General features: G+C 58.8%; 22 protein-coding genes. 10 read left to right on the plus strand and 12 right to left on the minus strand.

Going from position 1 to position 24,831, the window contains the following annotated elements; translation table 11 throughout:
- The first annotated feature begins 112 nt into the window (after window positions 1–112).
- Entirely contained in the window at window positions 113–1,450 is a 1,338-nt protein-coding gene (hisD, locus tag KI231_RS04600) for a histidinol dehydrogenase (protein ID WP_103303109.1), read from the plus strand.
- A gap of 2 nt (window positions 1,451–1,452) precedes the next feature.
- Complete coding sequence (gene hisC / locus KI231_RS04605; protein ID WP_213027560.1) at window positions 1,453–2,505, plus strand: histidinol-phosphate transaminase; 1,053 nt, start codon at window positions 1,453–1,455, stop codon at window positions 2,503–2,505.
- Between the two features lie 76 nt (window positions 2,506–2,581).
- On the opposite strand, the gene KI231_RS04610 is transcribed toward hisC, so the two are convergent.
- The 4 genes from KI231_RS04610 to algW all read right to left on the minus strand — a co-directional run bounded on the left by KI231_RS04610 (window position 2,582) and on the right by algW (window position 7,394).
- On the minus strand, window positions 2,582–2,971 hold the full coding sequence (locus KI231_RS04610) for a hypothetical protein (RefSeq protein ID WP_213027561.1): 390 nt from the start codon (window positions 2,969–2,971) through the stop codon (window positions 2,582–2,584).
- Window positions 2,972–3,310: 339 nt separating this feature from the next.
- Window positions 3,311–4,030, minus strand: a complete 720-nt coding sequence (locus tag KI231_RS04615) for a DUF4198 domain-containing protein (protein WP_213027562.1) — start codon at window positions 4,028–4,030, stop codon at window positions 3,311–3,313.
- Window positions 4,031–4,042: 12 nt separating this feature from the next.
- Window positions 4,043–6,148, minus strand: coding sequence for a TonB-dependent siderophore receptor (locus KI231_RS04620; protein ID WP_213027563.1), 2,106 nt, complete (start codon window positions 6,146–6,148; stop codon window positions 4,043–4,045).
- 88 nt (window positions 6,149–6,236) lie between these two features.
- Complete coding sequence (algW, locus tag KI231_RS04625) at window positions 6,237–7,394, minus strand: Do family serine endopeptidase AlgW (protein ID WP_103303105.1); 1,158 nt, start codon at window positions 7,392–7,394, stop codon at window positions 6,237–6,239.
- 103 nt (window positions 7,395–7,497) lie between these two features.
- On the opposite strand from algW, the gene KI231_RS04630 reads away from it, so the two are divergent.
- From KI231_RS04630 to cysN, 3 genes are all read left to right on the plus strand, one after another.
- On the plus strand, window positions 7,498–8,256 hold the full coding sequence (locus KI231_RS04630; protein WP_213027564.1) for a Nif3-like dinuclear metal center hexameric protein: 759 nt from the start codon (window positions 7,498–7,500) through the stop codon (window positions 8,254–8,256).
- A gap of 249 nt (window positions 8,257–8,505) precedes the next feature.
- The gene (gene cysD, locus KI231_RS04635; RefSeq protein WP_007912374.1) at window positions 8,506–9,423 is read left to right on the plus strand and encodes a sulfate adenylyltransferase subunit CysD; all 918 of its coding nucleotides are present in this window, start codon (window positions 8,506–8,508) and stop codon (window positions 9,421–9,423) included.
- Window positions 9,424–9,432: 9 nt separating this feature from the next.
- Window positions 9,433–11,331 carry a sulfate adenylyltransferase subunit CysN gene (gene cysN, locus KI231_RS04640; protein WP_213027565.1) on the plus strand — a complete coding sequence of 633 codons (1,899 nt, stop codon included), beginning with the start codon at window positions 9,433–9,435 and terminating at the stop codon, window positions 11,329–11,331.
- Between the two features lie 196 nt (window positions 11,332–11,527).
- Here the strand turns inward: cysN and yihG are convergent, their stop codons facing one another.
- The 3 genes from yihG to KI231_RS04655 are packed head-to-tail and all read right to left on the minus strand — an operon-like array spanning window position 11,528 to window position 14,929.
- Window positions 11,528–12,442 carry a 1-acylglycerol-3-phosphate O-acyltransferase, YihG family gene (yihG, locus tag KI231_RS04645; protein WP_103303102.1) on the minus strand — a complete coding sequence of 305 codons (915 nt, stop codon included), beginning with the start codon at window positions 12,440–12,442 and terminating at the stop codon, window positions 11,528–11,530.
- Entirely contained in the window at window positions 12,443–14,542 is a 2,100-nt protein-coding gene (gene pta, locus KI231_RS04650) for a phosphate acetyltransferase (protein WP_103303101.1), read from the minus strand.
- A gap of 60 nt (window positions 14,543–14,602) precedes the next feature.
- Window positions 14,603–14,929, minus strand: a complete 327-nt coding sequence (locus tag KI231_RS04655; protein WP_103303285.1) for a DUF3565 domain-containing protein — start codon at window positions 14,927–14,929, stop codon at window positions 14,603–14,605.
- On the opposite strand from KI231_RS04655, the gene KI231_RS04660 reads away from it, so the two are divergent.
- The 3 genes from KI231_RS04660 to KI231_RS04670 all read left to right on the plus strand — a co-directional run bounded on the left by KI231_RS04660 (window position 14,898) and on the right by KI231_RS04670 (window position 17,260).
- Complete coding sequence (locus KI231_RS04660; protein WP_095119463.1) at window positions 14,898–15,383, plus strand: FKBP-type peptidyl-prolyl cis-trans isomerase; 486 nt, start codon at window positions 14,898–14,900, stop codon at window positions 15,381–15,383. The genes KI231_RS04655 and KI231_RS04660 overlap by 32 nt on opposite strands.
- 123 nt (window positions 15,384–15,506) lie before the next feature.
- The gene (locus KI231_RS04665) at window positions 15,507–15,989 is read left to right on the plus strand and encodes a glutathione peroxidase (protein ID WP_213027566.1); all 483 of its coding nucleotides are present in this window, start codon (window positions 15,507–15,509) and stop codon (window positions 15,987–15,989) included.
- Window positions 15,990–16,156: 167 nt separating this feature from the next.
- A complete protein-coding gene (locus KI231_RS04670) occupies window positions 16,157–17,260 on the plus strand; it encodes an NADH:flavin oxidoreductase (protein WP_213027567.1) in 1,104 nt (367 codons plus the stop codon).
- Window positions 17,261–17,426: 166 nt separating this feature from the next.
- On the opposite strand, the gene KI231_RS04675 is transcribed toward KI231_RS04670, so the two are convergent.
- Window positions 17,427–18,626: a glycosyltransferase family 4 protein gene (locus KI231_RS04675; protein ID WP_213028741.1), complete on the minus strand. Its 1,200-nt coding sequence runs from the start codon at window positions 18,624–18,626 to the stop codon at window positions 17,427–17,429.
- 38 nt (window positions 18,627–18,664) lie between these two features.
- On the opposite strand from KI231_RS04675, the gene KI231_RS04680 reads away from it, so the two are divergent.
- The gene (locus KI231_RS04680; RefSeq protein ID WP_103303097.1) at window positions 18,665–19,318 is read left to right on the plus strand and encodes a hypothetical protein; all 654 of its coding nucleotides are present in this window, start codon (window positions 18,665–18,667) and stop codon (window positions 19,316–19,318) included.
- 25 nt (window positions 19,319–19,343) lie between these two features.
- Here KI231_RS04680 and cysZ read toward each other — a convergent pair whose 3' ends face one another.
- The 4 genes from cysZ to KI231_RS04700 all read right to left on the minus strand — a co-directional run bounded on the left by cysZ (window position 19,344) and on the right by KI231_RS04700 (window position 23,839).
- On the minus strand, window positions 19,344–20,099 hold the full coding sequence (gene cysZ, locus KI231_RS04685; protein ID WP_103303096.1) for a sulfate transporter CysZ: 756 nt from the start codon (window positions 20,097–20,099) through the stop codon (window positions 19,344–19,346).
- Window positions 20,100–20,238: 139 nt separating this feature from the next.
- Window positions 20,239–21,324, minus strand: a complete 1,086-nt coding sequence (locus tag KI231_RS04690) for a Rieske 2Fe-2S domain-containing protein (RefSeq protein WP_213027568.1) — start codon at window positions 21,322–21,324, stop codon at window positions 20,239–20,241.
- On the minus strand, window positions 21,309–22,910 hold the full coding sequence (locus tag KI231_RS04695) for a GH3 family acyl-acid amido synthetase (RefSeq protein ID WP_213027569.1): 1,602 nt from the start codon (window positions 22,908–22,910) through the stop codon (window positions 21,309–21,311). The genes KI231_RS04690 and KI231_RS04695 overlap by 16 nt, the downstream gene beginning before the upstream one ends.
- Window positions 22,910–23,839, minus strand: a complete 930-nt coding sequence (locus KI231_RS04700; protein ID WP_213027570.1) for a fatty acid desaturase — start codon at window positions 23,837–23,839, stop codon at window positions 22,910–22,912. Before KI231_RS04700 ends, KI231_RS04695 begins: the two co-directional genes overlap by 1 nt.
- A 106-nt stretch (window positions 23,840–23,945) precedes the next feature.
- Between KI231_RS04700 and KI231_RS04705 the strand changes: the two genes are divergently transcribed.
- Window positions 23,946–24,824, plus strand: coding sequence for a metal-dependent hydrolase (locus KI231_RS04705; protein WP_213027571.1), 879 nt, complete (start codon window positions 23,946–23,948; stop codon window positions 24,822–24,824).
- Window positions 24,825–24,831: the final 7 nt, after the last annotated feature.

The following is a 24,831-nucleotide window of genomic DNA, read 5'->3' on the forward strand; positions in this document are numbered from 1 at the left end:
CCCCAGGTCGCGCCGTCTATCCGCCTCATAGCCAGAATTCTCAGGTGCCCAAGCGGATCGAATGATAGTTTCGGGCGCCTGAGTTTTTTGCCATTCCTATGAGGCTCTCGCTATGACCGCACCGACTGCAATTCGCCGACTCAACGCTGCTGACCCGGATTTCGCGCATCATCTGGATCATCTGCTGAGCTGGGAAAGTGTGTCTGACGACTCGGTCAATCAGCGCGTGCTGGACATCATCAAGGCTGTGCGCGAGCGCGGTGACGCGGCGCTGGTCGAGTTCACTCAGAAGTTCGACGGCCTCGAAGTCGCCTCGATGGCCGACCTGATCCTGCCGCGCGAGCGCCTGGAGCTGGCCCTGACTCGCATCACCGTGGCGCAGCGCGAAGCGCTGGAAAAAGCCGCCGCCCGTGTGCGCAGCTATCACGAAAAACAGAAACAGGACTCGTGGAGCTACACCGAAGCCGACGGCACTGTGCTCGGCCAGAAGGTCACGCCACTGGATCGCGCCGGCCTGTACGTGCCGGGCGGCAAGGCGTCGTACCCGTCGTCGGTGTTGATGAACGCGATTCCGGCCAAGGTTGCCGGCGTGACCGAAGTGGTCATGGTCGTGCCGACCCCGCGCGGTGAAATCAACGAACTGGTGCTGGCGGCCGCGTGCATCGCTGGTGTTGACCGGGTGTTCACCATCGGTGGCGCGCAAGCGGTTGCTGCTCTGGCTTATGGCACCGAAAGCGTGCCGCAAGTGGACAAGGTCGTTGGCCCGGGCAACATTTATGTCGCGACGGCCAAACGTCACGTATTTGGTCAGGTCGGCATCGACATGATCGCCGGCCCTTCGGAAATCCTTGTGGTCTGCGACGGCCAGACCGACCCGGACTGGATCGCCATGGATCTGTTCTCGCAAGCCGAGCACGACGAAGACGCCCAGGCGATTCTGGTCAGCCCTGACGCCGAGTTCCTCGACAAGGTCGCCGCCAGCATCGACAAACTGCTGCCGACCATGGACCGCGCGACCATCATCGAAACCTCGATCAATGGTCGCGGCGCGCTGATTCACGTGCGCGACATGGCGCAAGCCATCGAAGTCGCCAACCGTATCGCCCCGGAGCACCTGGAGTTGTCGGTCGCCGACCCGCAAGCGTGGTTGCCACAGATCCGTCACGCCGGCGCGATCTTCATGGGCCGTCACACCTCCGAAGCGCTGGGCGATTACTGCGCAGGCCCGAACCACGTATTGCCGACTTCCGGCACTGCGCGGTTCTCTTCGCCGCTGGGCGTGTACGACTTCCAGAAACGTTCGTCGATCATCTTCTGCTCCGAAGCAGGTGCTTCCGAGCTGGGTAAAACTGCATCGGTACTGGCCCGTGGCGAATCGCTCAGCGCGCACGCCCGCAGCGCCGAATACCGCATAAAAGACGACGACTTTCTTCAAGGGCAGGGGGAATGAGCATGAGTAAATTCTGGAGCCCGTTCGTCAAGGATCTGGTGCCTTATGTGCCGGGCGAACAGCCGAAGCTGACCAAGTTGGTCAAGCTCAACACCAACGAAAACCCGTATGGCCCATCGCCAAAAGCCTTGGCGGCGATGCAGACCGAACTCAATGACAACCTGCGCCTGTACCCGGATCCGAACAGCGATCTGCTGAAAAACGCCGTCGCCAAGTATTACGGCGTGCAGAGCAATCAGGTATTCCTCGGCAACGGCTCGGACGAAGTGCTTGCGCACATCTTCCACGGTCTGTTGCAGCACGAGCAGCGGATTCTGTTCCCGGACATCAGCTACAGCTTCTACCCGGTCTATTGCGGGTTGTATGGCATCAAGTTCGACGCCGTGCCGCTGGATGCGCAATTCCGGATCAACCCGGCGGACTACGCCAAGCCGAACGGCGGGATCATTTTCCCTAACCCGAACGCCCCGACCGGTTGCCTGTTGGCGCTGGACGCGGTCGAGCAAATCCTCAAGGCCAGCGCGGATTCGGTGGTGGTCGTGGACGAGGCTTACATCGACTTCGGCGGAGAGACGGCGATCAGTCTGGTGGATCGTTATCCAAACCTGTTGGTGACGCAGACCCTGTCCAAGTCGCGTTCGCTGGCCGGCCTGCGGGTCGGTCTGGCGGTTGGGCATCCGGATCTGATCGAGGCGCTGGAGCGGATCAAGAACAGCTTCAACTCCTATCCACTGGATCGTCTGGCGAATGTCGGCGCGGCGGCGGCATTCGAGGATCGCGAGTACTTCGACAAGACTTGCCGATTGGTCATCGAGAGTCGCGAGTGGGTGATTGCGCAGTTGCAGGCCAAAGGTTTTGAAGTGCTGCCGTCGGCAGCCAACTTCATCTTTGCCCGTCACCCGCAACACGATGCGGCAGGGCTGGCGGCGAAACTGCGCGAGCAGGGCGTGATCGTGCGGCACTTCAAGCAGGAGCGGATTGCACAGTTCCTGCGGATTTCGATTGGTACGCCGGAGCAGAATCAGGCGCTGATCGATGGGTTGGGTGATTTATAACTTTGTAAGTTGATCGTTCCCATACTGCGTGTGGGAACGATCAGTACAGGTTGGTTTTTACTGCTGTTTGAATGGTTTATTTGCTTATTTGTTTGACATTAAAATTTCCGTTTAACATGACAGCTTTATCACCATCAAGAAATAAAAAAGATCCATTTACAGATTTTAAGCCGTTGACTGTTCCAATCACGATGGATGCCGTGCCAAAGCTTGGGTAGCGGGTATCTTGTCCCGGGAGTTGGTAGGACCAAAAATGTGCGACATTCCCGTTATCCAAGTCCGCAGGATAGTCGAAGATATGAGTACCATCTTCAAGAGCAGGAGGGAAAACCAGCGTCACACCCGAATGTTCGTCGTTGCCAGTAATCGAGAAGGTAAACTGGATTTGTTTTCCTATAATAGTCAGCCCTTCAGGTGATCTTGCTTCCAACGTTCCGGTGCCGTTGCTTGTTTTAGATGACTTCATAACGTTATCCTTTTTTCGTTAATGATTCTGTTTGAGAGGGCAGAGAGCTCTATTCGTTTTTTCAGTCGTTAGTTTATTTTTATGAGTTGGCGCATGCCTACTGATATAAATGACAGGTTTTTAGCATGATTTGGAATATGTCGGAGGATTCTTGCTTCTAATGAATCAAGCCAGAGTTGAGTTTTTTTACTTGGATTCATAATTCGGAGCGGTAAACGGTAAATGTAAAAAGCCCCTTACCCTCTACCCAATATAGAGGGGATCGATTGAGGGGCTTTTCAGTATCTACACCGATCTGAGATATCGAGGTGTTTTGACGGAATAGGTGGGTGACTCCGCTTACTCGTGATGCGGCTCGCCAAGGAACGTCAGTGAGCTGAACAACCCACGACTGTCCACATCAGTGCTGCCCTTCACCGGTACCTCAACCTGCGCCGCAATCACATTCAACCCTTCATTACGCACCAGCACTTGCGCACGCCCATCCTTGTCAGTCTCGGTGCTCAAGGTGTTCGGCGAACTGCGATAATCGCCAATCAGTTTCACCCCCGCCGCCGGTTTGCCATCGAGCAACACCCGCACCGGCAATGAATTCCCCGGCCCAACGGTCAGCGGATCAACCTCCGGCAGAATCAGCAATTTGATCTGATCCAGTTTCGGCAACTTTGCGCCCGGCTGATAAATCGCCAGGCTGTATTTGAACGTCTCCGTCGCCTCGACAGCGCCGGGGACTTTGCTGCGTCCTTCGTTGATCCACTTCTTGTCGGCGGTTTGCGACCACATGCCGTTATTCAATGCCACGGCCATAACCGCAGGCGACTTCAATGGTTTTAGCCGTGCGTGATCCGCCAGGCGCTCGACGCTGACCGGAATCATCTTGCCGCCCGCGTCATATGCCCAGGCACCACTGATCTTCTGCGCCTTGAACGCGTTGTCTTCAGCGCCATGGCCGTAGATCACTTCGATATTGCCGCGTCGTTGTTCGGTCCACAGGCCGTGGGCCGAGACTTGGCCGGCGAACAGCGCGGCGATAAGCACGAGGGTTTTGCCGTATTGCATGGGGGCTTCCTTTTACAGGTTGAGGGTCAGGCTGACAGTGAAGTTGCGCGGCTCACCGGGGTTGACCCAGTAATTGCTGTAGGAGCGCTCGTAATACTTCTCGTCGAAGACGTTGTTCAGGTTCAGCCCGACGGTGACGTTGTCGCTGGCCTTGTAATGGGCGAGCAGGTCGACGGTCCGGTAGGCCGGCAATTCGAAATCGCTGCCGGACTCCCCCGAGCGGTCACCGATATAAGTGAACGCCGCGCCGACGTCCGAGCCGCGCAAATGACCATCCTGAAACTCATAAACACCGAGCAGACTGCCACTGCGTTTGGCCACACCGAGGATGCGGCTGCCGGTGGGAATCTTCGCGTCGCCCTTGGTCACTTCGGCGTCGATGTAAGCGAAGGCGCCGATCACCCGCAGCGCATCGGTCACTTGCCCGGTCACTTGCCAATCGAAACCGCGACTGCGCGCCTTGCCCATCGCACGGCTGGTGTCAGTGGCCGGGTCGAGGGCGAGGACGTTTTCCTTGTCGATGTGGAAGAAGGCGAGGGTGCTGCTCAGGCGTTCGTCGAACAGTTCGTTCTTGATGCCGACTTCGTAGCCGACGCCTTCTTCGGGGGCGAAGGATTTGCCGGAGGCGTCGAGGCCGTTGTTCGGTTTGAACGAGGTCGAGGCGTTGGCGAACAGGCCGGTGTTCGGCGTCAGTTGATAGAGCAGACCGGCGCGTTGGGTGAGCGCGTCATGACGCTGGCTGCTCTTGGCGTTACGGCTGTGGTCGTCGATGCGCTGGTCGAAATGCTCGAAACGCGCACCGATCATCCCGCGTAATTTATCGCTGAAGACGATTTGATCCTGCAGGTTCAAGGCGTGGCTTTCGACGTGTTCGAAGAAGTCCGTGCCTGAGCGAGCGCCACTGGGTTTCGGCTGGCCGTAGATCGGTTTGTAGATGTCGATGGCGTAAGGGCCACCGGCAATGGTGGTGACGCGCTCGTTCTTGCGGAAGTTTTCGTATTCGCTGCCGATCAGCAGTTCGTGTTGCCACGGGCCGAGGTCGAAGAGGCCGCGCAATTCCAGTTGGGTGATGCTGTCGTGCCAGTTGGTATCGCGTTCGCGATAGCGGCGGTTGACGGTGTGACCGTCGGCATTCAACGGGCGAGATTCGGAGGCGTCGCCCCAGAGTTTGCCTTCTTTGTAATGGCTGGCCAGACGCAGTTTCCAGCTGTCATTGAGGTGATGTTCGAGGGTCGCCTGCAGCAAGTTGTTGTGGTTGTCGATGTTGCCGTCGTTGGGTTCGCCGAGGAAAGTCGAGCGCGAGACGCCGCTCCACTTGTTGTTCGGCGCAACGATGCCACGATCGAAGGTGGAGCTGTGCCGGACGATTTCGCTCTCAATCAACAGCGACGTGTCCGGGTTCAATTGCCAACTGATCGAGGGTGCGACGAAGAGGCGCTGGCTGTCGACGTGATCGCGAAAGCTGTTGTTGTCTTCGACCGCGAGGTTGATCCGCGAGAGCACATTGCCCTGATCATCCAGCGGCGTGTTGACATCCAGGGCGGTGCGGTAGCGGTCCCAACTGCCGGCGCTGGTTTGCAGGGTGGTGAAGGCTTCGGGCTGCGGTTTCTTGGTGACGATGTTCACTGTGCCGCCGGGATCGCCTCGACCATAAAGGCTGGCCGCCGGGCCTTTGAGCACTTCGATACGTTCGATGTTGGCCGCGTCAGGCGTGCTCGGATAACCGCGATTGGCGCTGAAGCCGTCCTTGTAGAACTCCGACGTGGTGAAGCCGCGCACGCTGTATTCGTAGAGGGTGAGGCCGCCAAAGTTGTTTTGCTTCGACACGCCACCGGCAAAGTCCAGTGCGCGCTCGACGCTGGTACTGCCCAGATCCTTGAGCACGCTGGCGGGCACCACGCTGATCGCTTGCGGGATATCGCGAATCGCCGTGTCGGTTTTGGTCGCGCTGGAGGAGCGGGTGGCGCGGTAGCCTTTGACCGGTCCGGTCGGGGATTCGTAGTCGGAGATGACGCTGATGGCGTCGAGTTCGAGGGGTTTGGGTTCTTCAGCGCAGGCTGGATCGACCAGCAAACCGAGGCTAAGGCCCAGCAAGGAAGCCTTTGTTCGAGACGACATGTTATGTTGTTCCAATTATCAAAATTGAAACAATATAACATGCCTGTTGAGAATGTCTTTTATCCGCGCTGTCGGCGCGAAAAAAGTTTTACTCTTCTTTTTCCTGCACTGGCGCCGGCGGTGGACGCAGGCCGATTTCAGCGGTGAGTTTCAGCTCCTTGCCGTTACGCATCACCTGAATTGTCACTTTGTCAGTCGGTTTGATCCGCGCGACCTGGTTCATCGAACGGCGACCATCACCGGCCGGTTCGCCATCAATGCTCAGAATCACGTCGCCCAATTGCAGGCCGGCCTTCTGCGCCGGGCCGTCGCGGAAGATCCCGGCGACGACAATCCCCGGACGTCCGGACAAGCCAAACGACTCGGCCAATTCCTGGGTCAGCGGTTGCACTTCGATCCCCAGCCAGCCACGAATCACCTGGCCGTGCTCGATGATCGACTTCATCACTTCCATCGCCAGTTTCACCGGGATGGCGAAGCCGATACCTTGCGAGCCGCCGGACTTGGAGAAAATTGCCGTGTTGATGCCGGTGAGGTTGCCGTTGGCATCGACCAGCGCGCCGCCGGAGTTGCCCGGGTTGATCGCTGCGTCGGTCTGGATGAAATCTTCGTAGTTGTTCAGGCCCAACTGATTACGCCCGGTGGCACTGATGATGCCCATGGTCACGGTCTGGCCAACGCCGAACGGGTTGCCGATGGCCAGCGCGACGTCGCCGATGCGAATGTTGTCGGAGCGGCCGACGGTGATGGCCGGCAGGTTTTTCAGGTCGATCTTCAAGACCGCGAGGTCGGTTTCCGGGTCACTGCCGATCACCCGGGCGAGGGTTTCACGGCCATCCTTCAGCGCCACAACGATTTGGTCGGCACCGCTGGTCACGTGGTTGTTGGTGAGGATGTAGCCTTCCGGGCTCATGATCACGCCGGAGCCGAGGCTCGATTCCATGCGCTTTTGCTTCGGCGAGTTGTCACCGAAGAAGCGGCGGAACTGCGGATCTTCAAACAGCGGATGCGCCGGTTTGTTGATGACTTTGGTGGTGTACAGGTTAACCACCGACGGCGCGGCGATGGTCACTGCGTCCGCATAGGACACCGGCCCCTGCTGCACGCTGGTGGTTTGCGGAGCCTGTTGCAGGTTGACGTCGAGGCTCGGCAGCCCGACCCACTGCGGGTAACGCTGAATAATCAACAGAGCGATAAGCACGCCGGCCAACAGCGGCCAACCCATAAAACGCAGCGCCTTGAGCATTAAGCACGTCCTGGAAAAGTTGCAGGCGGGGTCAGACCGCCCATAATGTCGCGCATTATACGAGGCCGCGCGTGCCTCTGAACGGGATATTTAGGAGTCTTTCATGGCCGTTGCCCTCAGCACCCTCGTCGAAGAAGCCGACCGCTATCTTGGCGCTGCAAAAATTGCCGATTATTGCCCCAACGGCTTGCAGGTCGAGGGCCGACCGCAGGTGATGCGCATCGTCAGTGGCGTCACCGCCAGTCAGGCGTTGCTCGATGCTGCTGTCGAAGCCGAGGCCGATCTGGTGCTGGTGCACCACGGTTATTTCTGGAAAGGCGAGAACCCGTGCATCACCGGCATGAAGCAGCGTCGCCTCAAGACCCTGCTCAAGCACGACATCAGCCTGCTCGCCTACCACTTGCCGCTGGACCTGCACCCGGACGTCGGCAACAACGTGCAACTGGCGCGTCAACTGGACATCACCGTCGAAGGCCCGCTGGACCCGGATAATCTGAAAATCGTCGGGCTGGTGGGGTCGCTGGACGAGCCGGTGAACGCCCGTGATTTTGCCCGTCGAGTGCAAGAACGCATGGGGCGCGAACCGCTGCTGATCGAAGGCAGCGGCATGATTCGCCGGGTCGGCTGGTGCACCGGTGGTGGTCAGGGCTACATCGATAACGCCATCGCTGCCGGCGTTGATCTGTTCATCAGCGGCGAGGCCTCCGAGCAAACCTTCCACAGTGCCCGGGAAAACAACATCAGCTTCATTGCCGCCGGCCACCATGCCACCGAACGTTATGGCGTGCAGGCGCTCGGTGATTACCTGGCGAAGCGTTTCGCCGTCGAACACATCTTCATCGACTGCCCGAATCCGATCTGATTCACAGCGCATCCCCCGGTAGGAGTGAGCCTGCTCGCGATAGCTTTGTCACATTCAACATAGCAGTGACTGACACACTGCTATCGCGAGCAGGCTCACTCCTACAGGGGGTGGGTGCCCAAACGAGTGGGCATATTCATATACCCTTTCGATCTAGTTGGCTTCCTGATTAGAAGAGGTCGCTGTGCTAGGATTCCCCGCTCGAACACGGCCCGCTGGCCGTTCATAAGAAAGCTTTCGTGAGTAGCCATGGTCGACAAACTGACGCATCTGAAACAGCTGGAGGCGGAAAGCATCCACATCATCCGCGAGGTGGCCGCCGAGTTCGACAACCCGGTGATGCTGTACTCCATCGGTAAAGACTCCGCCGTGATGCTGCACCTGGCACGCAAGGCGTTCTTCCCGGGCAAACTGCCGTTTCCGGTGATGCACGTCGACACCCGGTGGAAATTCCAGGAGATGTACAAGTTCCGCGACAAGATGGTCGAAGAACTGGGCCTGGACCTCATCACTCACATCAACCCGGACGGCGTGGCGCAGAACATCAACCCGTTCACCCACGGTAGCGCCAAGCACACCGACATCATGAAAACCGAGGGCCTCAAGCAGGCACTCGACAAGCATGGTTTCGACGCAGCATTCGGCGGCGCCCGTCGCGATGAAGAGAAATCCCGTGCCAAAGAGCGCGTGTACTCGTTCCGCGACAGCAAGCACCGCTGGGATCCGAAAAACCAGCGTCCGGAGCTGTGGAACGTCTACAACGGCAAGGTCAACAAGGGCGAATCCATTCGCGTGTTCCCGTTGTCGAACTGGACCGAGCTGGACATCTGGCAGTACATCTACCTCGAAGGCATCCCGATCGTGCCGCTGTACTTTGCCGCCGAGCGTGAAGTGATCGAGAAGAACGGCACGCTGATCATGATCGACGACGAGCGCATCCTTGAGCACCTGTCCGACGAAGACAAAGCGCGCATCGTCAAAAAGAAAGTGCGTTTCCGTACCCTTGGCTGCTACCCGTTGACGGGCGCGGTGGAGTCCGAGGCCGAAAGCCTGACGGACATCATTCAGGAAATGCTCCTGACGCGAACTTCCGAGCGCCAGGGCCGTGTCATCGACCACGATGGCGCAGGCTCGATGGAAGACAAAAAACGTCAAGGCTATTTCTAAGGGGCTGTCATGTCGCATGTTTCTGATTTGATCAGCGAGGACATCCTCGCCTACCTGGGCCAGCACGAACGTAAAGAGCTGCTGCGCTTTTTGACCTGCGGTAACGTCGATGACGGCAAGAGCACCCTGATCGGGCGCCTGCTGCACGACTCGAAGATGATCTACGAAGATCACCTGGAAGCGATCACCCGCGATTCGAAGAAAGTCGGCACCACCGGTGATGACATCGACCTGGCATTGCTGGTCGACGGCTTGCAGGCCGAGCGCGAGCAGGGCATCACCATCGATGTCGCTTACCGCTATTTCTCCACCGCCAAACGCAAATTCATCATCGCCGACACCCCCGGCCATGAGCAGTACACCCGCAACATGGCCACGGGTGCGTCCACCTGTGACCTGGCGATCATCCTCGTCGACGCCCGTTACGGCGTGCAGACCCAGACCCGTCGCCACAGCTTTATCGCCTCCCTTTTGGGGATCAAGCACATCGTCGTCGCCATCAACAAGATGGACTTGAAGGGCTTCGATGAAGGCGTGTTCGAGTCGATCAAGGCCGACTACCTGAAGTTCGCCGAAGGCTTGAAGATGAAGCCGACCAGCATGCACTTCGTGCCGATGTCTGCCCTCAAGGGCGACAACGTGGTGAACAAGTCCGAGCGCTCGCCTTGGTACAAAGGCCAGTCGCTGATGGAAATTCTCGAGACCGTGGAAGTGGCGGGCGACCGCAACTTCACCGATCTGCGTTTCCCGGTGCAGTACGTCAACCGTCCTAACCTGAACTTCCGCGGTTTCGCCGGCACGCTGGCCAGCGGCATCGTCAAGAAGGGCGACGAAGTCGTGGTGCTGCCGTCGGGCAAGAGCAGCCGCGTGAAGTCCATCGTCACTTTCGAAGGTGAGCTGGAGCACGCCGGTCCTGGTCAGGCTGTGACGCTGACCATGGAAGACGAAATCGACATCTCCCGGGGCGACCTGCTGGTGCATGCCGACAACGTGCCGCCGGTCACCGACAGCTTCGAAGCGATGCTGGTGTGGATGGCTGAAGAGCCGATGCTGCCGGGCAAGAAATACGACATCAAACGCGCCACCAGTTACGTGCCGGGCTCTATCGCCAGCATCGTCAACAAGGTCGACGTGAATACCCTTGAAGAAGGCCCGGCGAGCGCGTTGCAGCTCAACGAAATCGGCAAGGTGAAGATCGCGCTCGACGCGCCGATCGCCCTCGACGGTTACGAGAGCAACCGCACCACTGGCGCGTTCATCATCATCGATCGTTTGACCAACGGCACCGTCGGCGCCGGCATGATCGTCGCGCAGCCAGTGGCTCATGGCACGGCTTCGCACCACGGCAAACTGGCCCACGTTGCCACCGAAGAGCGCGCTCAGCGTTTCGGTCAGCAACCGGCCACCGTGTTGTTCAGCGGTCTGTCGGGCGCGGGCAAGAGCACTCTGGCCTACGCGGTTGAACGCAAGCTGTTCGACATGGGCCGCGCGGTGTTTGTGCTGGATGGCCAGAACCTGCGTCACGACCTCAACAAAGGTCTGCCACAGGATCGCGCCGGCCGCACCGAGAACTGGCGTCGTGCCGCGCACGTGGCGCGTCAGTTCAACGAGGCCGGTCTGCTGACGTTAGCGGCCTTCGTCGCGCCAAGTGCCGAAGGGCGCGAGCAGGCCAAGGATCTGATTGGCAAGGATCGTCTGTTGACGGTTTACGTGCAGGCCTCGCCAGCCGTGTGCGCCGAGCGTGATCCGCAAGGCCTGTACGCGGCTGGCGGCGACAACATCCCGGGCGAGTCCTTCCCGTACGACGTGCCGCTGAATGCCGATCTGGTGATCGACACCCAGTCGCTGTCGCTGGAAGAAAGCGTCAAGCAAGTGCTGGATCTGCTGCGCAAGCGTGGCGCGATCTAAGCAATAAAGCAGCGACAAGCTTCTAGTTTCAAGCTGCAAGAAAAAGCCCGCCGATGAGTAGTCTTCGGCGGGCTTTTTTGTTGTCTTGAGATTGCTATCGCTGGCAAGCCAGCTCCCACAGGGATTTTCAGCGCACACAAAGATTGTGTAACGCAGAGAAACCTGTGGGAGCTGGCTTGCCAGCGATGAGGGCGGATCAGGCGCCTGAGGACTTCGCTGGGTATTCGCGGTGCATCTGTTCCAGCAACGCATCCTTGTCCAGCCACAGCTGATTGATCCAGCCCTGGAATTGCAGGCGATATTCGCCGTCCTGGTCGTAGTTCTTGCCAATGAACTGCTGCGGGATCTTCAGCTCTTCAAAGTGCACCACCACATCGCGCACATTGCCACACAGCAAATCCCAGAAGCCCGGACGGCCGCCCGGATAGTGAATGGTCACGTTGACGATCGACTCCAGCTGTTCGCCCATCGCATCCAGCACAAACGCGATGCCGCCAGCCTTGGGCTTGAGCAGGTATTTGAACGGCGACTGCTGCTGCGCATGCTTGCCTTCGGTGAAGCGCGTGCCTTCAACGAAGTTGAAGATCCCCACCGGATTATTACGAAACTTCGCGCAGGTCTTGCGCGTGGTTTCCAGGTCTTTGCCTTTCTTTTCCGGGTGCTTTTCCAGATACGCCTTGGAATAGCGCTTCATGAACGGAAAGCCCAGCGCCCACCAAGCCAGGCCGATCACCGGCACCCAGATCAGCTCCTGCTTAAGGAAGAACTTCAGCGGCTGAATTTTCCGGTTGAGCACGTATTGCAGCACCAGAATATCGACCCAGCTCTGATGGTTGCTGGTGATCAGGTACGAGTGCTTGTAGTCCAGGCCTTGCAGCCCGCTGATGTGCCAACGGGTGCGCCGCACCAGATTCATCCAGCCTTTGTTGTTGCTGATCCACGCTTCATGCGTGTGGCTCATCAACCAGAGTGAGGCACGCCGGGCGAGGTCGAATGGCAGCACTTTGATCAGCGCCACACAGAACAGAAACGAGCACAGCAGAATCGTATTGAGTGCCAACAGCAGCGAGGCGATCACGCCGCGCAACGGTGCAGGTAGAAAATCCAGCATTTACACATCCATAGGTCGGTTGGCGGCTTGAATCGCGGTGAGGGCGATGGTGTAGACGATGTCATCAACTTGCGCGCCGCGCGGCAAATCATTCACCGGTTTGCGCAGGCCTTGCAGCATCGGCCCGAGGCTGACGCAATCGGCGCTGCGTTGCACGGCTTTGTGCGTGGTGTTGCCGGTGTTCAGATCAGGGAAGACGAACACCGTGGCGCGACCGGCCACCTGGCTGTTCGGCGCCAGTTGCCGGGCAACCTCCGCGTTGGCGGCAGCGTCGTATTGCAGCGGGCCGTCGATCAGCAGCGAGTGCTGTTGTTCGTGGGCGAGCAGGGTGGCTTCGCGGACTTTCTCGACTTCTTCGCCGGTGGCCGATTCGCCGCTGGAGTAACTGATCATTGCCACGCGCGGGGTAATGCCGAACGCCGCAGCCGAGTCGGCGCTTTGCAGGGCAATCTCGGCCAGTTCCACGGCGCTTGGATGCGGATTCATCACGCAGTCGCCATACACCAGCACTTCTTCCGGAAACAGCATGAAGAACACCGACGACACCAGCGTGCAGCCCGGTGCGGTTTTAATCAGTTGCAGGGCCGGGCGGATGGTGTTGGCGGTGGTGTTGATCACGCCGGACACCAGCCCGTCGACCTCATCCAGCGCCAGCATCATGGTGCCGATCACCACGGTGTCTTCCAGTTGTTGCTCGGCCATCGGCGCATTGAGGCTCTTGGTTTTGCGCAGGGCCACCATCGGTTCGACGTAGCGCTCGCGGATCAGGTCCGGATCGAGAATCTCCAGCCCCGGCGGCAGCACGATGCCTTGGGCGCGGGCCACCGCTTCGACGTCTTCGGGTTTGGCCAGCAAGACGCAACGGGCAATCCCGCGTTCCTGGCAGATCGCCGCCGCTTGCACGGTGAACGGCTCGCTGCCTTCGGGCAGAACGATGCGCTTGTTGGCGGCCTGGGCGCGCTGGATCAGTTGATAGCGGAATACGGCAGGTGACAGGCGCATTTCCCGTGGCGTGCCGCAGCGCTGGTGCAGCCAGTTGGCGTCGAGATGGCTGGCGACGAAATCGGTGATGATCTCCGCACGCTCGCGGTCGTCGATCGGGATTTCCTTGTTCAGGCCATTGAGCAAGTTGGCGGTGTCGTAGGAGCCAGTGCTCACCGACAACACCGGCAAACCGGCCTGCAACGCGCCACGGCACAGATCCATGATGCGCGGATCGGGCAGGGTGTCGCTGGTCAGCAGCAGACCGGCCAGCGGCACGCCGTTGATCGCCGCGAGGCTGACGGCGAGGATGATGTCGTCGCGATCGCCCGGTGTCACCACCAGCACGCCGGGCTTGAGCAGCTCGACGGTGTTGCGCATGGTGCGTGCGCAAATGATGATTTTGGTCATCCGCCGGGTTTCGTAGTCGCCGGCGTTGAGCACCTGCGCGCCCATCAGGTCGGCGACGTCGCGGGTGCGCGGCGCGTTGAGTTCCGGTTGATAGGGGATGCAGCCGAGCAGGCGGAAATCACCGCTGCGCAGCAATGGCGAATGTTCTTTCAGACGCGCGGCGAAGGCGTCCATGCTTTCTTCGGTCTTGACCTTGTTGAGGATCACACCGAGGACTTTCGGGTCTTTCGGGCCACCGAACAACTGCGCCTGCAATTCGACACGGCCAGAGAGTTCGGCCAGCACTTCGTTTTCCGGCGCCGAGACCAGAATCACCTCGGCATCGAGGCTTTTGGCCAGGTGCAGATTGACCCGTGCGGCGTAACTGGCGCTGCGGGTCGGCACCATGCCTTCCACCACCAGCACGTCCTTGCCGATGGCGGCCTGTTGATACAGGGCGATGATTTCTTCGAGTAACTCATCGAGCTGACCGTCACCGAGCATCCGCTCGACGTGGGCCAGGCCCAGCGGTTGCGGCGGCTTCAGGCCGTGAGTGCGCGCCATCAGTTCAGTCGAGCGCTCGGGGCCGGTGTCACCCGGATGCGGCTGGGCAATCGGTTTGAAGAAGCCGACTTTCAAGCCCGCTCGCTCCAATGTACGCACCAGCCCGAGGCTGATGGAGGTCAGACCCACGCCAAAATCGGTGGGGGCGATAAAAAAAGTTTGCATGCGAATTCTCTAAAGTTGCATGGCAATGGTGTCAGCTTATGTCTGGCTGACTACCGAAATTCAGTCGCCAAGGTTATCGCTAACCGAGCCTTGCGCGCACCAACCACAGGCAAAGGGTTGGCCTATTTTTTCAATACGTTGCGCCGGGTCAAGGACCCAGGCTCGCGATTGCCACGGCGGCTGATGACGCAGGTGTTGGGTGTGGCCGCAGGAAAGCTCGGCCACCCAGTGACCTTCCTCGTCCTGATGAAAGCCGGTAATGGTCGAATCCCGTTTGTCCGGGTTGTGTTCGCTTTCGCGCGATTGCTTCGCTAAACTTGGCCTTTCTATATTCTTATGCAAAAGGTCTCGCCCCATGCTGATCGCCGCCAATAAGGCTGTCTCCATCGACTATACCCTCACCAACGACGCTGGTGAGGTCATCGACAGCTCCGCCGGCGGCGCTCCGCTGGTTTACCTGCAAGGCGCAGGCAACATCATCCCGGGCCTGGAAAAAGCTCTGGAAGGTAAAGCTGTTGGTGATGAGCTGGAAGTTTCCGTTGAACCGGAAGACGCTTACGGCGAATACGCCGCTGAACTGGTCAGCACCCTGAGCCGCAGCATGTTCGAAGGCGTTGACGAGCTGGAAGTCGGCATGCAGTTCCACGCTTCGGCGCCGGACGGCCAGATGCAGATCGTCACCATTCGTGACCTGGACGGCGACGACGTGACTGTCGACGGCAACCACCCACTGGCCGGTCAGCGCCTGAACTTCAAAGTGAAGATCGTTGACATCCGTGATGCCAGCCAGGAAGAAGTCGCTCATGGTCACGTCCATGGCGAAGGTGGCCATCACCACTGATTTCTGCGCTAAGCTTTCGAGAACTGGAGAGGCGCCTGCGGGCGCCTTTTTAGTCCGCGGCTGTCCTTGGTGGCCTCGCCAAGTGGCTGTTTCGAGTAGAACACGGGAATCCTGGAGTCCGTCATGAGTGCTTTTCACGACCTTAAGTTGACAGCCCTGGATGGTCAGGAGCTACCGCTGGCACCGTTCAAGGGCCAAGTCGTGCTGGTGGTCAACGTCGCCTCCAAGTGCGGCTTGACCCCACAGTATGCGGCGCTGGAAAACCTCTATCAGCAATTCAAAGGCCGAGGCTTCAGTGTGCTGGGCCTGCCGTGCAACCAATTTGCCGGTCAGGAACCGGGCACCGAGCAGGAAATTCAGGAATTTTGCAGCCTCAACTATGGCGTGACGTTTCCGTTGTCGAGCAAGCTTGAAGTCAACGGTCACGATCGTCATCAGTTGTACCGTTTGCTGGCGGGCGAGGGTGCGGAGTTCCCCGGTGACATCACCTGGAATTTCGAGAAGTTCCTGCTCGGCAAGGACGGCCGGGTGCTGGCTCGGTTCTCGCCGCGCACGGCGCCGGATGATCCGACGGTGATTGCCGCGATCGAGAAAGCGCTGGGTTAAATCGCCAAAGATCAAAAGATCGCAGCTTTCGGCAGCTCCCACAGGGATTGCCGATGCTGCGATCTTTTCGTTTCTATCCCTTAATCATTCAAATCAATAGTGCTGTTCAAAGCTTGCAACGCTCCATATTATCGCCGTCATAAAGTCATTCCCTGTGGAGCCTTCCAATGCCGGTTCAAGCCTTGTTCAAACCGTTTCATCTCGGTGCCCTCGAACTGCCGACCCGCGTGGTCATGGCGCCTATGACCCGTTCGTTTTCTCCAGGCGGCGTGCCTAATTCGAAAGTCATCGAGTACTACCGCCGTCGCGCAGCAGCCGGTGTCGGCCTGATCATCACCGAAGGCACGACCGTCGGCCACATTGCCTCCAATGGTTATCCGAACGTGCCGCAATTTTTTGGTGACGCGCCATTGGCCGGCTGGAAGAAAGTTGTCGATGCGGTTCACGCCGAGGGCGGCAAGATCGTTCCGCAACTGTGGCACGTGGGCAGCGTGCGGCGCATCGGCACCGAGCCGGACGCCAGCGTGCCGGGTTACGGCCCGTCGGAAAAACTCAAGGACGGTCAGGTCGTCGTGCACGGCATGAGCAAACAAGACATTCAGGACGTGATCGCCGCGTTCGCTCAAGCGGCTAAAGATGCACAAAACATTGGCATGGACGGCGTGGAAATCCACGGCGCTCACGGCTACCTGATCGACCAGTTCTTCTGGGAAGGCAGCAACCAGCGCACTGACGAATACGGCGGCAGCCTGGCCAACCGTTCGCGTTTTGCCATCGAACTGATTCAAGCCGTGCGTGCGGCGGTCGGTGAAAGCTTTCCGATCATCTTCCGCTTCTCGCAGTGGAAGCAGCAGGATTACACCGCGCGTCTGGTGCAAACCCCGGAAGCGCTGGGCGAGTTCCTCAAGCCGCTGTCCGACGCTGGCGTGGATATTTTCCACTGCTCGACGCGGCGCTTCTGGGAGCCGGAATTCGATGGCTCCGATCTGAATCTGGCCGGCTGGACACGCAAACTGACTGGCAAGCCGACCATCACCGTTGGCAGTGTTGGCCTGGATGGCGAGTTCCTGCAGTTCATGGTCAACACCGACAAGGTTGCGCAGCCGGCCAGTCTGGAGAAACTGCTGGAGCGCCTGAATAAAGAGGAATTCGATCTGGTAGCGGTGGGGCGTGCGCTGCTGGTCGATCCGGACTGGGCGCTGAAAGTGCGTGAAGGGCGTGAGCAGGACATTCTGCCGTTCAGCCGTGAGGCGTTGATGACGCTGGTTTAAGCGTCGCTCTCACTGACGCTATCGCTGGCAAGTCGAAACGTCGCACCGCAGCTCCCACAGGTTTTGCGGGTGTTCACAAAAATTGTGTTCATCACAGCCCCTTGTGGGAGCTGCGGTGCGACGTTTTCGACTTGCCAGCGATGGCGGCTTCAAAATCAGCGAAGACCTAAGGCAGTGTCTGTGCATTCGGCACAACCTGCTCCCCCACGCACGCCCCACGCAAATGACTTTCAAACTGCTCAATCACCGCTGGCCAGCCTTGGCGACTTGCATGCTGCCGCGCATTGAGCCGCACGCAACGCAACGTTTCGTCCTCCTCCAGCAACCACGCCGCTGCATCGCAAAACGCGTCTTCATCGCCTGGCATTGCCAGCACGCCGTTGTAGCCATGGCGAATATGTTGCGCCGCCGCTGCCTGATCGTAAGCCACGACACCCAGCCCTGAAGCCAGCGCTTCCAGCACCACATTGCCGAAGGTTTCGGTCAGGCTCGGGAACAGAAAAACATCCCCCGACGCATAGTGCGTAGCCAACGCTTCCCCGCGCTGTGAACCACAGAAAATCGCCTCGGGCAGATCCTTTTCCAGTGCCATGCGTTGCGGCCCGTCACCGACCACGATGAGCTTCATATTGCGCTGTGGATAAGTGCTGCGCAGTTTTTCAAAGCTGCGTTTGAGTAAACCAAGGTTTTTCTCTGGTGCGAGCCGTCCTACATGAATCACCGCAATGTCACGCTCGCCCAGTCCCCATTGCTCACGTAAAGCGTTCAGCCGTTTCGCCGGATGAAATAGCTGGCTGTCCACACCTCGCGACAACAACGCCAGACGCTCGAAATGCCGGCGCTCCAGTTCCAGGCGCTGACTGACGCTCGGCACCAGTGTCAGCGCCGAACGGTTGTGAAACCAGCGCAGGTAATGGGTCAGCATCCGGGTCAGCAGACCGAGGCCGTATTGACTGGTGTATTGCTGGAAATTGGTGTGAAAGCCGCTGACAACCGAAATCCCCAGTCGCCGCGCCGCGCGCAACGCCGATAAACCGAGCGGGCCTTCAGTGGCGATATACAGCACATCCGGGCGCTGACGCTTCCAGCGCCGCAGCAGTTTGTGCATCGACGACTGACCCCATTGCAAGCCCGGATAACCGGGTAACGGCCAGCCGCGACACAACAGCAGCGCATCATCTTCACTGCGCTGCGGATCATCGGCCTGACGCGGACGCACCAGTTCGACGCGATGCCCGCGCGCGCGCAAGCCATCGCACAAGCGGCCGAGGGTATTGGCCACCCCGTTGATTTCCGGTGGGAAGGTTTCGCTGATCAGAGTGATATGCAGAGCTGTCGTCATGACCTCAGTGTCGGCTGAGGCGATGTCGCCATTGTGTCAAGTTGATGATGGATTAATGACAGATGCTTATCTGTCTGCCTAAACCTTTGGCCTATGCGGTCGTTAGCTTTGGCTTAAACTCTTTTTCCAGGAAAACGGCTGTGTCCGAGAATGCTTATGCGCCGGCTGAGGCGCAACTGTTGGTTGCGGGTGAACAAACTCCAGAGTTTTATGTTGTCGCACGGTGGAAGTTCATTCTGCTGTCGATCCTCAGTTTTGGCCTGTATTTCTATTTCTGGATTTACAAGAACTGGAGCCTGCACAAGCGCAGTACTCAACAAGAGCTATGGCCGTGGGCGCGAGCTTTTTTCTATTTGTTTTTTGTGCATCAGCTTTACCGGCTCGCCAAAAAACGAATTCTCGACAGGGGCGGTAAATCCAATTGGGATCTTGAGCAGTGGGCGACAGTCTTTGTCGTATTGACCGTAGTCGCGCACATATTCGAAAAGCTTCCCAAGCAGATTCCTGAGCTGAGTTTTCTTGGTCTTGTCGCCTTGATCATGTTGCCGATAAGAGTTTATGTCGCGAGCGAAGGTCAACAACTGATCAATTTGGCTGCGAACGACCCGCAAGGCCTGAGTAACAATCGCCTCAACGCCTGGAACTTGCTGATCATCCTGCCAGGCGTTGCGGTGTGGGTGTTGGTAGGGCTGTTGTTAGCTGGCGTTTACCCCTGAGTTATCAGGATTAAAGACTGGAGGCTCAGGCTTTTTCCTGAGCCAGTGCCTCGGCACCACGCTCACGCACCCAGAACAGCGTTGCCCCGGCTACAGCAGCCGGCATCATCAGGATGTTGACCAGCGGAATCAGCAGCACCAGATAAACAATCCCGCCGAAACTCATACTCTGCCAGCGCTTCTGGCGCAGCCAGGCGAGCATTTCGTTCCAGCCCAGTTTGTGGTTGTCCGCCGGGTAGTCGATGTACTGGATCGCCATCATCCAGACGCCGAACAATAGCCACAGCGGTGCGGCGATGATGTTCACCACCGGGATGAACGAGAGGATGAACAGGCCGATGGCCCGTGGCAGAAAGTAGCCGAGTTTGCGCATTTCCCGGGCGAGGGTGCGCGGGATCATTTCGATCAGTTCACCCCAGCTGAACGCCGGGAAATCATCGGTGCCGCGCACCACCACTTCGACTTTTTCCGCGAGGAAACCGTTGAACGGCGCGGCGATGATATTGGCCAGCATGGTGAAGCTGAAAAACACCATCAACGCCACCAGCACCACGAACAAGGGCCAGAGGATGTAGCTGAGGAAACTCAGCCAGTCGGGCAGCGAGGGCATCAACGTATCGACCCACAGGCTGAACTGGTGGCCGGCCAGATAGATCAATCCGACGAACAGCACCAGATTGATGGCCAGCGGCAACAACACGAACAGTCGCAGGCCGGGGCTGAGGACCAGTTTGAGGCCTTCGCGAAGGTATTGCGGGCCGGACAGAACAGGGGCGGGCATAAGGTGCTCCGAGCATAGGGAAAACGCGCCGACCTTACCGACTTTGCAACAGCTGCGAAAGCACGGCAGAGCGATCGACATTCACTGTAACAAAGATCAGAGGAACGCTATTCGTCAGTGAATCGTTTACCGTCCGCTCTCAAAGCTCGAAGCGAATCCGCGATTCACGGCGTTGTGCTGGTGGTAACGCTTCTCCGCGTTTTACGGCGGCCAGTAGCTGCTCGACCCCTATATGAACGGCATCGGCCTGCACGTTGCACGGTTTGAAATCCGCGACATTGTCGAGGCCTTGGCGGTGCGCCTGAATGATTTTCACGTCCTGGCGAATCACGATGTGGGTGTACAGATGAATGAAAGGGCGCAACAGGCCCAGTACCCAGCGAGGTAAGCGGAAGCGGTAGGCGATGTAGGTGTAGACGCGCGACTGGCGCGAATCGATGGGCGTGATCTGACTGATGATGAAGAATGCCGAACGCTCGCCCCACCGATAGTCGCAGCGGGTGACGTTGGGCGCAAAAAAACGATCGGTGTGCACCAGCGGCTCGCCGTCTGGGTTGCTCAGCCAGTCCATCAAACCGATCTTGTCGCCGTCGTCGTGATACGTCACTTCAATGCTCTGCGCTTTACACGCCAGCGTGGCTTCCATCGTTCGCCCGCTGCTGGAACGGAAGATACCCTCGTGGACAAAAACAGTGTGTGGCACATCCATGAAGTTCTGCACGAGGCTGCCGACGTCGGCCTCGAAGGTGTTGATCATGAAATAGGACTGCCAGGGTTTTTCGCCGTAGACCGGGAGCTTGAACACGGTTTTGCTTTGCGGGTCACCCGTGCCGGTGTAGACCCAGACCAGTCCGTCCTGTTCCTGCACCGCAAAGTGACGCTGGCGGTAGCGATACGCGGGGGATGTCGACGAGCACGACGTCTCGCCGACGCTGGGGATATGCACCACTTGCCCCTGAGCGTTGTAGCGCCAGCCATGATAAGGGCACACCAGGCAATCGTCGGCAATCTTGCCCGCCGACAGGCGCGTGCCGCGATGCACGCACTGGTCGAGCAATGCGGCTACCTGGCCGTCACGCTGGCGGAAAAGCACCAGGTTCAAGCCTAGAATCTTCGCCCGGTAAGGTTTGTTTTTGCGCAGTTCTTTCTGTGCGCACGCCACATACCACTGTTCGAGGGTGCCATCGTCGGGCGTCTCGAGGAGGTTGTTCAAAGGTGCCGACATGAGCTTTCCGTCAGAGCGAGAAGGGCTTCGGCTGTTTCCAGTCGATTGATAAGCGAACGCGGCTTGAAGTCGCCCGCACGAATGCCGCTCGACTCCGCCGCCTGTTGCAGCACCTGCGCGAGCTGATCAGCGCCGCCGTCGAGCAGGCGCACCTGCACCGGTCCCAGTTGCCCGAGCTGGCGTGCCTGGCCGTAATGAAAGGCGTCGGACAGTGCCGCCTCGATCGTCAGCGCCAAAGCACTGGCATCGAGGTCTCGGGACATCGCCACCAGCGCCGTGTAATGCGGTGGCGAAGCATAGGCATTGGGGATCAGACATGCGCCAGCCTGGGTGGTCGGGCAACGCTCGAACAGGTTCTGCACGACGTGTTCATCGAGTTTTTCTCCGACCAGATCACTGGTCCCCGTGGCACGTCCCACAAACTCGACCCGTGGCGTGGCGCCCGACATGCCGACGACGCGGACCCGATCGCCCAAAGCGTAGCGGTACAAGCCGCCACCGGTGCTCAGCAGCACCTGCGCCGTTTCGCCCAGACGTAACGAATGAGCGTGGCGCAGGCTGCCGTCTTCGCAAAGAAATTCCAGATAATGGCTGCCGATCGCCAACGGGCAACCCGGTCCGTCGCCGAAGGGAACACTCACGACGCCTTCGGTGGCAAACAGACTTTTTGGCAGCCACTGCGCCTGCGGAAAACGCGCGGCCAGTTGCGTGAAGTAATGGCGACTCGGACCTTCCATCCAGCAACTGACGGCGGCCAGGCGTGGCCATAACTCGCTGCAGTCACCCTGGGCGCGCGCGCGGCGTAACGCCGAGCGGCGCGGCGCGGGGAGCGCGGCCTCCAGCCATGCAAACGTCTGCAACTGTTCGGGTGTTTCGGCGTCGAACAGTGGCTGTAACAGGCTGGTCAGAAAGGTCGGGCTCCATACGCTGATAAAGCTCAAATCAGCATCGGCCAGCAAGGCCAGCAGGGTCTGGCGGCGCCATTGCGACAGTGCACCGTTAAACTCTGGAATCAGCAACGTCCCTGCCAGACCGGCCAGATGACTGCCGCTCAAATACTCCAGATCACTGGCCGAGCCGAGACAAATGCCATTGGGCCCGGCGACGGGCATTTGCAGGGGCGGCGACATCGACCAATAACTCGAGCCATGACTGATGCCCGGCACCTGGCGATGCATGTCGGCGAGCCACACGGTCAGCGCGCTGTGCATTTCTGCGAGGAAGGCGCGCGTATAGGGAATCGCTTTTTGCAGCGCGCTGTTGCCGCTCGTACGCTCGAAAAACAGCGGTGTGGCGGTGGTCAGAATCGCTGCGGATTCATGTTGAGCGCGCTCGATCCACGGCTGCAGTTGTGCGTAGGTGTGGACCGGTACGTTATCGCGAAACTGCGACGAGTCCTGCAGTCGGGCAAAGTGGTGGGCGCGGCCGAATGCGCAATCACGATTGGTTTCGAGCAGGCGCTGCAATAAGCGTTCTTGCGTTGCTTGCGGTTGCTCGAGTTGCGCGTGCCATTGATCGAGTGTCGGCTTGGCGTGCTCGAGGAAGGTCTGCCACAGCGCGCGTTTGACATCCATGTTGGCGCTCATCAGAAGTAGGTCTTGTCCAGTTGCGTCAAGTCATCGGGTAACCGCTGGGGCGGCAGGAAAACCAGCAGCCAGCCATACCAGAGTGGCCGGGTTTCCTTCAGGTTGGAGGCCTCATGCATTTGCTGCCAATGCATGGCCGAGTGCCGATGATGAGTGAGGTTGTAGTTGAAGTTCAGAAACGCCCAGCGAACCAGTCGCGGGGCGCGCATGTTATAGGCGCCCTCGACGACATCCAGCGGCGTACGCATGTGGTACACCCACTGCAGCGACGACCAGGAAAATGCAAAAGCGCTATAGGTGATGAGCACAACGTGCCACGTCCACCCCAGCAACAGCCCGATCAATAACCACGCGGCGACACCGGCAATGACTTCGTAGCGGATTCGTTTGAAGTCGGCGCTGGAGAAGTCCTTGAAGGCTGCGGCATAGGTGTTGACCTCTGCGGTTTGCGACCACTTGTCCGTGATGCGCGCCGGCAGCACCGGCAATAAAAGACTGCCGATAAACGCCGCCAACCAGATACCGCCCAGCACCGCGAAGTAGTACTCGATTCGTTTGCGCCACAGCGACTCACCCGCAACTGCAAAGTCGGCCAGCTCTGCGCGTGTGCGATTGCGGACGTGATGACCCAGGTGATTGATATGGATCAGCGTGGCCGAAGCACCAAACAGGGTAGAAGCCCACCACATGACAAAGTAGTTGAGTTTTTTGCGACTGTGCGCCAGTCCATGAAAGGACTCGTGCATCATCGAGAAGACGCCTTGCATGACCAGACAAAACGGAATGAGCACCAGCCATTTGAGCCCGCCCGCATCGGTGTGGGACAGCCACGTCAGGGTCATACCCCAAACCAGCGTCTGCAGTGCCAGAACACACAGATTGCCCACGTCGAAACGACGCATTTGCGAAATGTCACTGGAACTGCGCATATGGGGTCCTTGAGAATGCTCGAGTCGAAAAAGTATACCGTCCTGACCGCTTTGCTAACGATCAAATGCTGACGCGGCGGAGCGATGAGGAACCGCAGAAAACTTTATGTCGTATCTAAAACGCCTTTTCAGCAGACGCTCGCTGACAAAATCCGTAAGTGCAGACATCCCCCGGCGTACCCTGCGGTTTGCACTTGATGAGCAGGTTCCTCGCTATTGGTACCGTGGCTGGCCTCATGTAACACGCTTTTTCGATGGCCTGTCGATCATGTTTCCACTTGGCGAAAAACTCTTCATCGACAGTGTCGTGCACTTTCGAAAGGCGATCGACGAAGATCCGGCGCTGGCCCAGGCCGTTGACGCGTTCGTTTATCAGGAAGCGTCGCATATCCGCGAACATCGTTCGTATAACCAGCTACTCGCGGCACAAGGCGCCCCGATTGATGCGCTGGAACAACTGCTGATGCGCCGCCAGGAGGTGGGCAACAAATTTTCCCCGGTGATGCGCCTGGCCATGACGGCCAGCCTGGAACATTTCACCGCGATCCTCTCCGATCAACTCTTGCGTCATCCCGCGATCCTTGAAGGCGCCGATACGAAGATGGCCATGCTGTGGCGCTGGCATGCGATCGAAGAAACCGAACACAAGGCCGTCGCCTACGATGTGCTGGGCGTGGTAGTGAGCAATCTGCTGCGGCGATACCTGATGCGTTGCGGGGTCATGCTGATCATGACGGGCTACTTTGCCATCGATGTCCTGTATTTCATTTACCGACTGGCAAGCAATGATGGGCAGCGTCGCAACGGGCGCGAATGGCTGCGTTTGCTCGCATGGTTATTCGTCCGACCCGGCCCACTGATCCGTGTGTTTCCGAAATGGCTTGCCTGGTTCATTCCGGGGTTTCACCCCAACCATCTCGACACCCGTGAAGCGTTGGCAACGGCGCGGCAAACCCTCGACGAATACGCTGGGCGCACACCATGAAAGGGCC

This window comes from Pseudomonas sp. Seg1, assembly GCF_018326005.1.
Taxonomy (GTDB): Bacteria; Pseudomonadota; Gammaproteobacteria; order Pseudomonadales; family Pseudomonadaceae; genus Aquipseudomonas.